Annotated in this window: 12 protein-coding genes; 4 read left to right on the top strand and 8 right to left on the bottom strand. The window is 41.5% G+C overall.

All coding sequences use genetic code 11. The features are described from left to right. Positions 1–40: 40 nt before the first annotated feature. A complete protein-coding gene (gene cymR / locus ACQKL5_RS01255; RefSeq protein ID WP_427606166.1) occupies positions 41–460 on the bottom strand; it encodes a cysteine metabolism transcriptional regulator CymR in 420 nt (139 codons plus the stop codon). 272 nt (positions 461–732) lie between these two features. Here cymR and ACQKL5_RS01250 point away from each other — a divergent pair, with 272 nt between their 5' ends. Together ACQKL5_RS01250 and ACQKL5_RS01245 are read left to right on the top strand one after the other, a co-directional pair. Next, entirely contained in the window at positions 733–1719 is a 987-nt protein-coding gene (locus ACQKL5_RS01250; protein WP_427606165.1) for a nuclease-related domain-containing protein, read from the top strand. 139 nt (positions 1720–1858) lie between these two features. Beyond that, complete coding sequence (locus ACQKL5_RS01245; RefSeq protein ID WP_427606163.1) at positions 1859–3130, top strand: replication-associated recombination protein A; 1272 nt, start codon at positions 1859–1861, stop codon at positions 3128–3130. 27 nt (positions 3131–3157) lie between these two features. Here ACQKL5_RS01245 and ACQKL5_RS01240 read toward each other — a convergent pair whose 3' ends face one another. The 3 genes from ACQKL5_RS01240 to ACQKL5_RS01230 all read right to left on the bottom strand — a co-directional run bounded on the left by ACQKL5_RS01240 (position 3158) and on the right by ACQKL5_RS01230 (position 6652). Then, entirely contained in the window at positions 3158–3805 is a 648-nt protein-coding gene (locus ACQKL5_RS01240) for a DUF2642 domain-containing protein (RefSeq protein ID WP_427606161.1), read from the bottom strand. 219 nt (positions 3806–4024) lie between these two features. Then, on the bottom strand, positions 4025–5164 hold the full coding sequence (locus tag ACQKL5_RS01235; RefSeq protein WP_427606159.1) for a hypothetical protein: 1140 nt from the start codon (positions 5162–5164) through the stop codon (positions 4025–4027). A 204-nt stretch (positions 5165–5368) separates the two neighbouring features. Next, entirely contained in the window at positions 5369–6652 is a 1284-nt protein-coding gene (locus tag ACQKL5_RS01230; protein WP_427606157.1) for a hypothetical protein, read from the bottom strand. A gap of 371 nt (positions 6653–7023) precedes the next feature. Between ACQKL5_RS01230 and ACQKL5_RS01225 the strand changes: the two genes are divergently transcribed. Further along, entirely contained in the window at positions 7024–7953 is a 930-nt protein-coding gene (locus ACQKL5_RS01225) for a LytR family transcriptional regulator (protein WP_427606155.1), read from the top strand. 515 nt (positions 7954–8468) lie between these two features. On the opposite strand, the gene ACQKL5_RS01220 is transcribed toward ACQKL5_RS01225, so the two are convergent. Both ACQKL5_RS01220 and ACQKL5_RS01215 read right to left on the bottom strand, forming a co-directional pair. Continuing rightward, positions 8469–8870: a hypothetical protein gene (locus ACQKL5_RS01220; RefSeq protein ID WP_427606153.1), complete on the bottom strand. Its 402-nt coding sequence runs from the start codon at positions 8868–8870 to the stop codon at positions 8469–8471. 57 nt (positions 8871–8927) lie between these two features. After that, positions 8928–9431 (bottom strand): VanZ family protein, encoded by a 504-nt coding sequence (locus tag ACQKL5_RS01215; RefSeq protein ID WP_427606151.1) that lies wholly within the window; start codon positions 9429–9431, stop codon positions 8928–8930. A 515-nt stretch (positions 9432–9946) separates the two neighbouring features. On the opposite strand from ACQKL5_RS01215, the gene ACQKL5_RS01210 reads away from it, so the two are divergent. After that, complete coding sequence (locus ACQKL5_RS01210; RefSeq protein WP_427606150.1) at positions 9947–10333, top strand: hypothetical protein; 387 nt, start codon at positions 9947–9949, stop codon at positions 10331–10333. 98 nt (positions 10334–10431) lie between these two features. Here ACQKL5_RS01210 and ACQKL5_RS01205 read toward each other — a convergent pair whose 3' ends face one another. Further along, positions 10432–11856: a S8 family peptidase gene (locus tag ACQKL5_RS01205; RefSeq protein WP_427606149.1), complete on the bottom strand. Its 1425-nt coding sequence runs from the start codon at positions 11854–11856 to the stop codon at positions 10432–10434. A gap of 127 nt (positions 11857–11983) precedes the next feature. Next, positions 11984–13615, bottom strand: coding sequence for a S8 family serine peptidase (locus ACQKL5_RS01200; RefSeq protein WP_427606147.1), 1632 nt, complete (start codon positions 13613–13615; stop codon positions 11984–11986). Positions 13616–13686 lie beyond the last annotated feature (71 nt).

Genomic DNA, 13686 nt, shown 5'->3' with positions numbered 1-13686 from the left:
AATAGGTATTTTTGCTTCATATTATCAATCTTAGCTCAACTTATATATAGTACATGTAATCGTTCGTTTCACCATTGTCCTTATAGTTGGCCAAGTCGACCAATGTCGTATTGTCCAGTACTTCTTTAACGGCATCGCGAATCCTGATCCACAGCTGGCGCTTCACCGGCTCCTCATCCTCGATTCCTTCAACCGGGGTAATCGGTCCTTCCAATACGCGAATAACATCACCGGAAGTAATCTCATGAGGATCTTTCGTTAAGACATACCCGCCATATGCCCCACGAACACTCTTCACCAATCCTGCATTACGAAGGGGCGCAATCAGCTGCTCCAAATAATGCTCGGACAAATTATGCGTTTGAGCAATCGACTTCAGACTCTTCGGTCCCTCTCCGTAATGCTTAGCAAGTTCAATCATGATCGTCAAGCCATACCGGCCCTTAGTAGATATCTTCATTTATATACACCTCAAATTATTAATCCGTTACTAAATTCTCTTGAAATTATAGCATATCCCCGTTAGAAATGCATTCACCCACTTTGTATTTGTCAAATTATTCTAATTGGAGAGGTCGGGAAAATAGCGTAAGTGTTGAATTATCGCTGTGAATGTTGAAATAATCGGTTGAATGTTGAATTATTGAACATGAACGTCGAATTCCAGGAAAATCAAAAGGGATTTTGCAAAAGATATAGAATGATTATCATAAACCATAAGGAGTGATATCCATGATTATTAAAGATTGCGAGATTCCTATAAAAACTTGCATGCTTGAAGCACTTATAAGGCGTTTGCCCAGCAGTCATCACTTACAACCTATCTTAACCTCAGACTTCAACAAAAACATGGCCGGTTACAAAGGCGAACAACGAGTCATTTCCGCACTAAGAGCACTTCCTGAAAAAGAGTATTTAATCTTTCATGACCTCCGTCTCCTTGGAACCCCCTACCCCTTCCAAATGGACATCCTCATTCTCACTCCATACTTTCTCCTCATTCTTGAAGTGAAAAACATCGCTGGTGAAATCTATTTTGATCAGACTTTCAATCAACTGATTCGAACGAAAGCAGACGGAAAAACAGAAGCGTTTGACGATCCAATTTTGCAAGTGGACCGGCAGCGCCAACAGCTGTTAGCTTGGTTGAAATCCAAGTCATACACTAAGCTTCCAGTGGAAACGTTAGTCGTGAGTGCCAATTCGTCAGCTATTGTGCGGGCTTCCAATACAAATATGAACAAAAAAGTTATACGTAAAGATTATCTGCTTTTAAAAATTGGCGAATTCAAGGGAAAATATATTAAAAAAATCCTTACACCTAAAGCGCTGAAAAAAGTATCCGCTTTATTCATGAAAGAACATACCCCTCATCTACCGAACCTTTTAGATATCTATAAAATCCCTAGAGAGTCCCTGCAAACCGATGTATATTGCCCTCATTGTTGTAACTTTTCCATGGAAAGGCGATTAAGAAAATGGGTATGCCGCACATGTCCGTCTTCGTCATATGATGCACATATACCTGCACTTCAGGATTATGCAATCCTCATCAAACCTACGATTACCAACGGCGAATGTCGCCGCTTCCTCCAACTACAATCTTCATCCAGCGCAAAGAATTTATTGCTTTCCCTTAACTTAGGCCATATAGGACAGACGAAGGGTAGGATGTATCTCTTGGATTCGCTTATGTTGAATAAATGGCGTGAATGTTGAATTATTGCTTTGAATGTTGAATTATCCTGCTGAATGTTGAATTACGCCGTCCAACCGTCGAATTCTCCTCCCCCAAACGCATATTCAGAGCATTTCCCCCTACAATTGTGATACCTTATATAAAAAGGAGAGGTGTCCCATGAATATTAAACCGCTTGCCTTCCGGATGCGGCCACGTTCGATTGATGAAATCATCGGGCAGGAGCATCTCGTCGGCGAAGGAAAAATTATAGCAAGGATGGTCAAGGCCAAACAGCTATCTTCGATGATTCTGTACGGTCCTCCCGGAATTGGGAAAACATCGATTGCGAGCGCCATTGCCGGTAGCACTAAGTTTGCATTCCGGACACTGAACGCCGTAACCAATAACAAGAAAGACATGGAAATCGTTGCCGCCGAAGCCAAGATGTCCGGTAAAGTGATCCTGCTACTCGATGAGGTCCATCGTCTGGATAAAGCGAAACAGGATTTTCTCTTACCCTACCTCGAAAACGGGATGATCACCTTGATTGGCGCGACGACAAGTAATCCTTATCACGCCATCAATCCGGCCATCCGCAGCAGATGCCAGATTTTCGAGCTGAAGTCATTGGAAGTTATGGATATAATTAAAGCCCTCGAACGCGCACTCCTAGATGAGGAGCGCGGTCTCGGTCAATATAAAACGGATGTAAGCACCGATGCCCTGGCACATTTTGCAACAGCTTCGAACGGGGACGTCCGCAGTGCCCTGAACGCACTCGAGCTCGCTGTCATTTCTACCGAGCCTGACGAATCAGAAACGATCGTCATCGATGTAAAAATTGCCGAAGAGTGCATGCAGAAAAAGAGCTTTTCGCATGACAAGGATGGTGATGCTCATTATGACGTCCTGTCCGCCTTCCAAAAATCCATCCGTGGCAGTGATGTGAATGCTGCCCTTCATTATTTGGGTCGATTGATAGAAGCTGGCGACCTTGTCAGCATCGCCCGTCGCTTGGTCGTTATCGCTTATGAAGACATTGGCCTGGCAAATCCACAAGCTGGTCCTCGTGCCCTTTCAGCAGTCGAGGCAGCCGAGCGACTTGGTTTCCCGGAAGCACGCATTCCGCTCGCCAATTCCGTGATTGAGCTCTGTTTATCACCGAAATCAAATACCGCCTATAAAGCCATTGACGCAGCACTAGGCGATATCCGTACAGGTCATAGCGGCGACGTGCCCGACCACCTGAAAGATGCACATTACAAAGGGGCCACAGAACTAGGCCGAGGCGTAGAATACCTCTATCCGCACGACTATGAAAGCGGATGGGTGAAACAGCAGTACTTACCAAATAAACTACGCAATAAGAAATATTATCAACCGAAAAAGAGCGGGAAATTCGAACAAGCCCTCGCCTCGGTGTATGAAAATATCGAGAAAAAGAAATAACTCCGGATCTCTGAGATCCGGAGTTATTCATTGCGGAAAATGAAAGCTTTTCACATGTCGCATATTTACATAGAACACTTCACCTTGTGCATTCATCATCTGGATGACATGATCCTTCAGTTGGACGATTCTCCCTATATCCATATGGTGCTGCCCTAAATCCAGTACCACCAATTTACCGGTCAACTTTTTCAGCTGTTCCTCCAAGGTGCGTGCCCAGCTTAGACTGGAAACCTGAAGGAGCTGCTCACTTTTGCTCAATCCGTATGGACCTTTTTCATTATCACAAACGGTTAGCCACTTTACGTGCTCCATCGAGATGAACATCGTTTTATATACAGGAGAGTGAAAAATGAAATAGTTATTCATGATGCCCACAATATATCCATAAATCGGTTTCTCTTTACTGAGCAAAATTTCCACAAAAACCCCTTTTGCATTCATAAGCATCTTCCGAAATGACGACTCACTGATTTCCTGATCCGCTCCCCCTTCAATCTCCTCATCTATTATCGGAAAAGAATAGTTCTTAATGTGGCGATGTGGTACATAACGGTACACCTCCCCCGTATACAGCACGATGATGTCTGCACTTTCTTCTATTAAGTTCCCATACACGCGAATATTCCCAGAGAGTTCTAAATCCATATACCGACCAATATATTTTGATAACAAGTATGGTCCTCCTTCTTTTATAAGTGAAATCCGTAGCTTACTAGTTCAACGATTAGCAAAAACTGTCATGGCTTGGCCCATTTTCATGGATGCCTTTACGTACATTCAGCTATTAAGATACCTCCATGCACAGATTTTGAACATTCATTACCAAAGCATGTCCTCTTTTAATAAGAAGGCACAACAACTTCATGGTTGCTGTACCTGTGTGGTCAATCTTTATAGGGAAGTATTTGAAGCTTTGATCAGGTTCTCTAGCCACAATTTCTTAAACGTATTGACGCGTGGTCTGCTTTGATCCTTTCTGTGACGACGGCGACGTTTTTTACAAACGTCTGAACTTTCATGCGAGCTGCTTTCACATGATGACGATGAACTCTCAAACGAGCTGGAACTGCTTTCACATGATGAGCTTTCACTCGAGCTACTTTCACATGATGATGAACTTTCAACGGCTTTACATTCGCACGATGAACTCTCACTGGAGCTGCTTTCACATGATGATGAACTCTCAAACGAACTGGAACTGCTTTCACATGATGAGCTTTCACTCGAGCTGCTCTCACATGACGATGAACTCTCAAACGAACTAGAACTGCTTTCACTCGAGCTGCTTTCACTTGATGATGAACTCTCATGCGAACTAGAACTGCTTTCGTCCGATGAACTTTCATTACCATTTCCTCCACCATCATTTTCCCTTGGGAAAAACAGTCCGATGGATTGGATTTGCCCTGTGGTTAAATAAAATATTTCGTCTTTATTGACGACCACAATATACTCTTCAGTCACTTGTATCAATACACCTTCGACCTTTTCAGGACCGCCTGCATGAACCGAAATCCAGAAATAAACCAATTGTGTAAGAGCCCCATTTAACGTCGGGATATCAACGATTGGAAACTCCGGCCATCTTGAATGGAAGGAAGTCTCAACAATAGCTACGCTTTTAATAAGGGCAATCGGGAATAAAACCAGCCCGTCCTTTTTAGTAGATAACACGATAAATTCTGCTGTGACCTCGATGATCCGCCCGATTTTTGAAGCTGGACCACCACCATTCACTTGAACGTACCTAGTATCTAGTGTTTCCAATAAACCTAAGAACGTTGGTGCGAATGCATATCCATCATCGAAAGGCGGTAGAAGATCTTCACGAGATTTTTTTGCGTTCACAACTACGATTTTCAATTGTGCAATCGTGTAATACACAAGTTGCCGATCTTCTGTCAGAAGGACGATATATTCTGCATTCACTTCTATCAGCCTGCCTTCTCTTGAGTCAGGCCCTCCTTTAAATACTCTTACAAATTTCCCCTGCAAAGCTTCAAGGTACGGTAAACTAATTATTTCTGCCATTTTTCCTTTAGCCTCCAATAGTTATAGTTATTTATACTTTAGTGATATCCGTACTGCATATATATGCGCCTGCTTTCTATTACGGACTCTTCTACGCACCCATTTTCCAGTAAATCGTCGTTTACCTAGAGAGACTACACGAAAAAAGACCAAAACCAAGCCTATAACAAAAAAATAACCCCGGATCATCATCCGGGGTTTCCTCTATTTTTCATTTTTATAAGAAATTGCAACTCTGACACTTTCCAGTTGCCCTGACTTTGTTGTCGTTATATATACTTTGCCTGCTTTCTTTCCGAGCTGTTTTATAGAAAGAGTGATTTGTTTGCCTTTAGCCGTTCCTTTCATCAACACTTTCCCTTTGCTTTGTGCATTGTATACTTTCACCACATCGCCTTTATCAAGGGAACTGAATACCACGGTATCGGCTTTGCCTTTATGATTCGTCACCTTTACCTGGCTTGTTTTCACAGAAGGAGAGGTTTCTCCCTTAAAGGTTTGAGCTACACGATCACTTTCTCTCAAAGGTGATTTCGTCACGGTCACGTATACCTTACCTGTTTTTTTGCCAAGCTGGTTGACCGTCAGGCTCACGGAAGTTCCTTTCGCGGTCGTTTTCCCTAGAACTTTCCCTTTGCTTTGTGCATTATAGACAGTGATGATATCGCCTTTTTTAAGATTACTCACTTTTACAACGTCCGCTTTTCCTGTATTGTTCGTCACTTTGATTTGGGAAGCAGTTAATGGGGCGTTCCTATCTGAAATCGTAAATTCATATGGAACATCGACGGAATCATCATAGTTTTCCATCAAAAAGTAATACGTCCCTTTTTTCATATACGTTGTGAGGCTTCCGTTTTCATTCGAATATAATTCACCAAATGGCTCGCCCTTGGTATTCTCTATATGTCCACGCCAAATCGTGTCACGTTTTTGTTTCATCGCCAATGTGACATTCCCATTTTGCGGGACAACGAATTTAAAGATATCACGATCATCCGAGTGACTGATGACCCCTTTATAGGTAGCATTCAGGTTTATGGCATTTGCCGTAGCTATCTTATCATTCGATTCTTTTTCATAATAATCACTTTTTATGTACTTCGTTGTAAATTGATAATCAGCTTTGGAAACTTGCCCGCCACTATTATTGATGGAAACATAGTACGTCCCTTTCGGCAAACCTACTTGCACTTCATCAAACACGGATGTATCATCCTGCCTCTTCGTATAAACGAACGTATAGATGTAGCCTTTGCTATTCTGGATCTGCCCCGCAAAAGAAGTCTTCGCGTTCCGCTTAATCGATAACGTGACATTACCCGCCTCTGGCAAAGTCACTTTGTAAGAAATTCCCTTCTTATTCGCTAAAGTTCCCTTATACAGACTGTTCACTTTGATCGTCTTTGCTTGATTCATGGCCGCCGCCTGCACATCCGTTTTCCCTGCCACCGAGAGCATGAAGATGATCGCCCCAAAAACAATCAAAAATCTTTTGTATCTTTGTTTCCGCACATCGTTCATTTCCCTTCATATGTAAAATAGTAGTTAAATGATATTAGTTATATTTTCCTACTAAAATATAAAATTTTCAACAATTTCTTATGTGGTAATTATAACCAATAGCTTTTTTACAGGAAAGAGGACTCCGAAACTCATTTAATATCCGACCATTAGCCTATACAGTTCTTCCTTGTATCCTACTCGCCCATCAACTCACAGCTTACCCCCATTCACTTTCGTTTAAAAGGAATTAAATGTATAATATATAATAATCTGACAAACTATCTATTTTTTCAATATATAATTCACTATAATAGATAAAGGGATTACTAAGTGAGTGAGGAAGGATGGGTAACATGAGACATGAAAAAAAGAAGAAAAAGAAACGAACTTGGCTAAAAGTTGTCGGAATCATCGTCCTTCTTTTTATACTAGCCGGGGGTGCTTTTGCTTTCTCCGTCTGGAATTCCTTAACAAAGACCGTAGAAACCATGCATACCCCCATAGAGCGTAATACAGATAAACGAGCAAAAGAACTCGCACTATCGGACCGTGAGCCTTTTAGCATGCTGATGCTCGGTGTCGATGAACGGGATGGCGACAAAGGACGGTCGGATACTATGATTGTCTTAACCGTGAATCCAGAACTGAAATCGGTTAAAATGCTGAGCATCCCACGTGATACCCGTACAAAAATTGTCGGACACGGTACACAGGATAAAATCAACCATGCCTTCGCATTCGGTGGAGCCGAAATGGCGATGGATACGGTCGAGAATTTCCTTGATATCCCGATCGACTACTATATGAAGATCAATATGGAAGGCTTCAAGGATATCGTGGACGCAGTCGGCGGTGTCACCGTCCAGAACGATTTGAACTTCACGGAAGATGGGACGACCTTTAACAAAGGAACTATCGAGCTGAACGGAAAAGAAGCGTTGAGCTATGCAAGAATGAGATACGAGGATCCGAACGGTGATTTCGGTCGCCAGTCCAGACAGCGTGCCATCATCGAAGCAGTCATCAAAGAAGGCGCGAGCATATCCACCTTGACGAGTTACGACGACGTATTCGACGCACTAAGTAAAAATATCCAGACTAATTTGACGTTTGATGACATGATGGACATTCAAAAGAACTATAGAGACGCAAGTAATAATATTACCCAATCATCGATAACCGGTACCGGAACGAAAATCGACGGAATCTACTACTATCTCGTGTCGGAAGAAGAACAAAAAAAGGTGCAAACAAAATTAAAGGAACATTTAACCGTCAAATAACGCAAAACGAAAAAGCTGCCTGGACCGCATCCAGACAGCTTTTTCATTTTGACCATCCAACATTCTGACAAAAAATGGACACCTAATGTAGAGATTTGTTGGAATTTTTGTTGTTTATTAGATGTAAAAAGACGGTATAATCTAATAAGAGCTAAGAAATTCCTTCTTCCCCTTGAACATTTCAATACTAGACACAACATTCTTTGGACTCGAAGGTATTGCTAATCATCATACTATAAACAACGCATTTCAAAAAATAAAAGGAGTGGATTGTATGAAAATCAAGGCAGGTAGTTGGGCAATGCTAAGCAAACAAGACAAAATGTTTATTCTGAAGGCCATCAGTGACCGCTCTAGAATGAAATATGCTTCATGAATGATACTTTCATTCAACAATATCCTTATAAATACCCTCTCCCTTTTCGATAAAAGGAGCTAAACTGTTGAAAAAGGAGAGGCATCTATTCAAATAAATAATCCCAAAACAGACGCCATTCGCCTTTTTCCTTCACCACCTAAAAGTTTTGTTCAATTGTAAACAACCCAAACCCAGAATCATAAACCTGAGTAACAGGAATCCTATACGCTCTTTTATGCACCTTCCCACCTTTGCCCAAGCGCCAATTCTTCACTTTCTTCGAATGGCCCACTTCATATTGAAAGGTCTCCACGTCCATATGTTGTAAGAACACATGCGCCCGATTTTGTACATAATCCGCACGATCCGGAAACCGCAGTTTCATTTCAGCACTCAATAAATCCCACGACTTCCCGAATTCTGCCTCACTCTCGTACTCATAAAACTCATCGACAAGCCGCTCAGGCCCACTAGGCCAAAGAAAATAAATACAGCCCCCAACGACTACTATCGCGATTATAAGAGCTCCTATCCCAATTGGACTTCTATTCCGTCTCATCACCTACAGAAAGGCTATTCTTTTATATATGAGAGGAGTAAAAAAACAAGCAGGCATTTAGACGCGCTTTTTTCGTGAAGGACGTCTCCACCATCTATTCAACAGAAGAAAAAACAAAATACCTAACACACCACCAAACGTATCAATCATAACGTCCTGCACCAAAGGCGTTCGCCCTCCGGTAAATTTCTGATGCAACTCATCCGCGCTCGCATAAAGCAGCACGCAAACAATAGCTCCTGAGAAACTAATAACCTTGTTCATCACAAAAGCCCGCCAAACACCAAATGTCAAAAAACCAAACACAAAAAAGATAAAAAGATGTGCACCCTTTCGAATAAAAAACTCAAGAAAACCATCCACCCCAGCGGTATGAGCACTCACCTCAGCCCCACCATACATAAATGAAATGCCCTCAAGCAATTCATACCAATACGGAGTATTGAACTGTCCTAAAAAAGAAGAAAGACTCTGCTCCTCATACGTTTGTGTAGAAAAAAAGAATATCAGCATTGCCCACAATACGAGCAAAGTCGGAAAGACCCACTTACGGCCCCTCATGTAAAGGTCCTTCCATAATTCCGCTCATTTTTCCCTTCAGTCCCTCTACTAAAACATATACTGTTACTTCTTTTTCTGAATCCACTCTTGAAAGCATAGTTAATAAAATATCATTAAAGATCATTAGTTATATCCACTCCAAACTATTTTTAAAGTAAGTATATATTGCTATTATAAGTAAAAAAGAGAAGTTTAGCTCACCTAATAGATAATAAAAGAATATTAAAGTGTTATATGTTTCTTCAATTCCTTCAACAGTCGATTTACCAAAAAAGCATTCAACGTTTTCTACTAATTATCCCTTGTAATTCTAGTCATAATTATTTTATTCATGCTCTACAACATCATAAAAAGGTTCTCTACCACCCCTAATATGCTAAACGGCACCCTATCTATTATCTACCATTATTGATACTACTTACTCTCTTTATTTTCACTTCTCAGGAGACCTGTCCACTCCCTTTCTACTAATATGCATAGTGTATTACTAGCTTCATATGAAAGGAGTGATTTTAGTGAGTAAAAGGGTAACGTTATCGACTGGTGTATTACGGGTAGAACCGGGAACCGTTTCTGCTGTGGTCAATCTAGTTAATTTGGATAATCGGAGGCACCAAGTCAGGGTGGAGGTTTGGAACTGGTCTTTGTATTCCAATCCCACTCTTCTTCCCGTTCTGATTGGAAACAATGTGCCTGTAACTTTCCCTTATATTCTTGAGCCGAATAATTTAGCGGTGATGTATGCAAATTTAACGGGCGTGTTATTCTATGAGATTCGTGTCAGCTATTCCGAAAATAAAAATATAATCACGAACTGTTTTGGCAGAAGCGGTACGTTAGCTGCGCAAGAAGGAAACACTGTACTTGACTATCAGCTTGTACAAATCGATTCAGACTGTTAGTAGAAATAAGCATTTTTTTGAGCCTTCTTCTTTGGCTCTTTTTTTTGGTATGAGGGCGTTTTAAACAGCCCCCGAATTTCTTCGGAGACTACTTCTGGCTATTTTTTTGATGTAACGACTGTCACAGATCTTGTTTTACTGTAATATCCCGATTTGCTTTTGGCAGTAACGGACAGCTTGGTTCCTGCTTTTTGTTTGTTTTTTATAGATAGTTTAAATGTCCCTGAACTGTTCGTGGTTGCTTTTCCCAGCTGACTGCTTCCTTTTTTGACCGTGACGGTCGAACCTTTTTCAGCTTTACCTGTGATCGTTTTGACATTGTCCTTGATGGTATTGACGATTGGTTTAGCAACGTAGTTAACCGCTCTTTCGGCATTCACGCGGCCATACCCGTAAAAGACATCTTTTCCCTTGTCTCCTAGATCATCGGCCGTGCTGAATAAACGTTCTTCGACTTGTATATTCGTTAAGGATGGCTTGTTTCCCCATACCAATGCTGCGACCCCTGTGACGATGGGTGCGGCCATCGATGTTCCTGTCATATATCCATATTTTTTAGAGGGAAGCGTTGAATAAATCGAGTCCCCAGGTGCTGCTAGGTCAATATTGTAGCCATAATTAGAATAATCGGCGATTCGATCTTTCTTGGATGTCGCACTGACCGAGATGACATTATCATAGGAGGCAGGATAGGAATCCCAGTAGGTATCTTCATTTCCCGCTGAAGCGACAATGACCAACCCCATTTCATGGGCATACTGGATGGCTTGATCTTCACTATACGAATAATCGAAGCCGCCTAAACTCATGTTGATAATATTGGCGCCATATTCAACGGCATAATAAATGGCATAGATTAGATCAGATGAATAACTAATATCGCGATTGAATATATTAATCGGCATGATTCTAGTATTCGGGGCGACACCCGTTCCACCGGAACCATTGTTCATGCTAGCTGCAATGATCCCGGACACATGGGTTCCATGCTCACCTCTAGGCAAATAAGAGCTACTAAAATGCACCATGTCGTATGGCGCATAAAACTTCCCTTTCAAGTCTGGGTGATTCAAATCCGCCCCATCATCAATGACCGCTACGATAATGCTTTTGGAACCCATCGTTTTGTCCCAGGCTTTTTCCGATTGAATCAACTTGTGATGATATTGCGTTGTATAATGAGGATCACTTGGTTTTTTCATCTTTTGGATAAGATGATCCGGTTCCACATAATCTACATTTTTATCATTTTCTAATTTTTTTATAAACCCTTTAACATTTGTCTCATCAGGCACTTCCACCGTTTTCAATAGACCTTGATTATCGATTGTTTGCTCCCTCGTATTATACTTCTTCAAACTTCCCTCTTTAGCTGAAGGTTTCATTTTGACTATGACTCTATCTGTTTCTATGTCTACTGACCTTGGCTGTCCAGCGGCTAGCGTATCAGTGGTGGTTCCTAGGCCTACATGCATTCCAAAAACGATGATAACCAATAAGGAAAAAATACGTTTCATTTCCATCCCTCTTCCTCCGACTCTCGAACTATAATATTACCAGTAATCAACCAATTAATATATGAATTTTGCAAGTTAATTTCATATAAAAAGCCTCCCAGTTTCCCTCGGAGGCTTCTCATCAATGATAGATTTATTTTTTAACTGTCAATTTTCTAGACTTGCTTGTATTTTTCGCTACATCTTTAGCATAGACATACAGAATCTTCCCGACACTTTGCTTCGGAATCTTTACCGTGAACATGCCTTTTGAGTTAGCTTTGGCAGAGCCGATGACCTTATTCGATGCTTGAATATATACGGTTGAGCCTGCCTCCGCTTTTCCTGTCACCTTTGTTGTTTTGGGTGTGATTTTATTGACGATTGGAGTGCTAGGTGCCGTTTTATCGCTAACCGTAAGGGTGATCGGAACGCTTTTATTTCCTGTTTTATCGACTACCCTTATGTGAATTTTCTGGTTAGCTTTCTGTTTGCCGATAGTCGCTGAAAATGTCTTTTCACCGTTAATTTTCACGGTTGCAAGCGTTTTTTCACTTGTATAAATGGAGACGGTGCCTGTTTTAAAAGTACTAGGTATCGTCCCTTTGATCTTCGTATCCTTATCCGAGATGGTAGTCACAGAAGGTTTGCTGAGCGTCTTCATCTCAAGCGCCTTTTTGGCATTGACCCGTCCGTTGCCATAGTAGACGTCTTTCCCTTTTGTACCAAGATCGACGGCCGAGTCATAGAGTCGATATTCGACCGCTGATCTAGACAGTTTCGGTTCATTTGACCAAATGAGTGCGGCGACACCGCTGACAACAGGTGTCGCCATCGAAGTCCCACTCATATAGGCATAGTCATTATTTGGGAATGTCGATAATATTTTATCACCAGGTGCTGTAATGTCCACTGATGAATCATAATTGGAATAAGTGGCACGCTTGTCTTTTGAAGTGGTCGCACCCACCGAGATGACATGACTGAATGCAGCGGGGTATACACGCATATTGCTCTTTTTCATATCCCCTTCATTTCCAGACGCTGCGATGATCAGTACCCCTTTTTGATAAGCCTCTTGTACGGCATTATTTAATGCTTTTGAATAATAGGTTTCTCCCAAACTCATATTAATAATGTTGGCTCCGTTTTTAACGGCATAATGAATCGCTTCAATGATATCGACGGTATCTGCATATAACCCGTCAAACACGTTAATTGGCATAATTTTTATACTAGGGGCGACACCCGTTCCACCTACATGATTGTTGGCCGACCCGGCTATGATGCCCGCAACATGTGTACCATGTTCTCCTTTGGGCAGGATGTTTTTCCGCTCACGTACGGTGTCATACCCTTTATAGATTTGCCCTTTTAAATCTTCATGATTCCGGTCAATTCCATCATCTATAATGGCGACGACCACTTCATTTGAGCCCATGGTCTTTTTCCACGCTGTTTTCGTTCCGATTTTTTGATGATGCCATTGTTTGATTAACAACGGGTCAGTCGCACTTCCCATCTTCTTGAAAAGATAGTTTGGTTCCGCATACTCCACTTTCTTCTGATCTTCAAGCTTTTCTATCAGCGTATCAGTGGTTTCCCCTATAGGGATGTCTACCACCTCAATTAAATCGCTGACTGGCTCATCATTTTTTTCTATGTATTTTACGATGACACCATCGGCATTGAGAGTTTCCTCTGCAAAAGCGGTCTCTGGCTGTTGAATTGGCACAAATGGTAGCAGAAATATGATAGGTAGGAAGGACTGAAAAAATTTTCGCATATACACTCTCCAAAAGATTGATATCTAAATTGTATACTCATAGATTTAAATTTACTAATCTTTTCGTCTAG

This window comes from Peribacillus sp. NPDC097675 (genome assembly GCF_050277655.1).
Classification (GTDB): domain Bacteria; phylum Bacillota; class Bacilli; order Bacillales; family DSM-1321; genus Peribacillus.
This window is presented reverse-complemented; position numbering and strand designations above follow the sequence as displayed.

Bases quoted from the DNA above. Each gene is read 5' to 3' on its own strand.
- ACQKL5_RS01215 (WP_427606151.1), bottom strand. From the start codon at position 9,431: ATGAGGGGCCGTAAGTGGGTCTTTCCGACTTTGCTCGTATTGTGGGCA.
- ACQKL5_RS01205 (WP_427606149.1), bottom strand. From the start codon at position 11,856: ATGGAAATGAAACGTATTTTTTCCTTATTGGTTATCATCGTTTTTGGA.
- ACQKL5_RS01235 (WP_427606159.1), bottom strand. From the start codon at position 5,164: ATGGCAGAAATAATTAGTTTACCGTACCTTGAAGCTTTGCAGGGGAAA.
- ACQKL5_RS01200 (WP_427606147.1), bottom strand. From the start codon at position 13,615: ATGCGAAAATTTTTTCAGTCCTTCCTACCTATCATATTTCTGCTACCA.
- ACQKL5_RS01250 (WP_427606165.1), top strand. From the start codon at position 733: ATGATTATTAAAGATTGCGAGATTCCTATAAAAACTTGCATGCTTGAA.
- ACQKL5_RS01220 (WP_427606153.1), bottom strand. From the start codon at position 8,870: ATGAGACGGAATAGAAGTCCAATTGGGATAGGAGCTCTTATAATCGCG.
- cymR (WP_427606166.1), bottom strand. From the start codon at position 460: ATGAAGATATCTACTAAGGGCCGGTATGGCTTGACGATCATGATTGAA.
- ACQKL5_RS01245 (WP_427606163.1), top strand. From the start codon at position 1,859: ATGAATATTAAACCGCTTGCCTTCCGGATGCGGCCACGTTCGATTGAT.
- ACQKL5_RS01225 (WP_427606155.1), top strand. From the start codon at position 7,024: ATGAGACATGAAAAAAAGAAGAAAAAGAAACGAACTTGGCTAAAAGTT.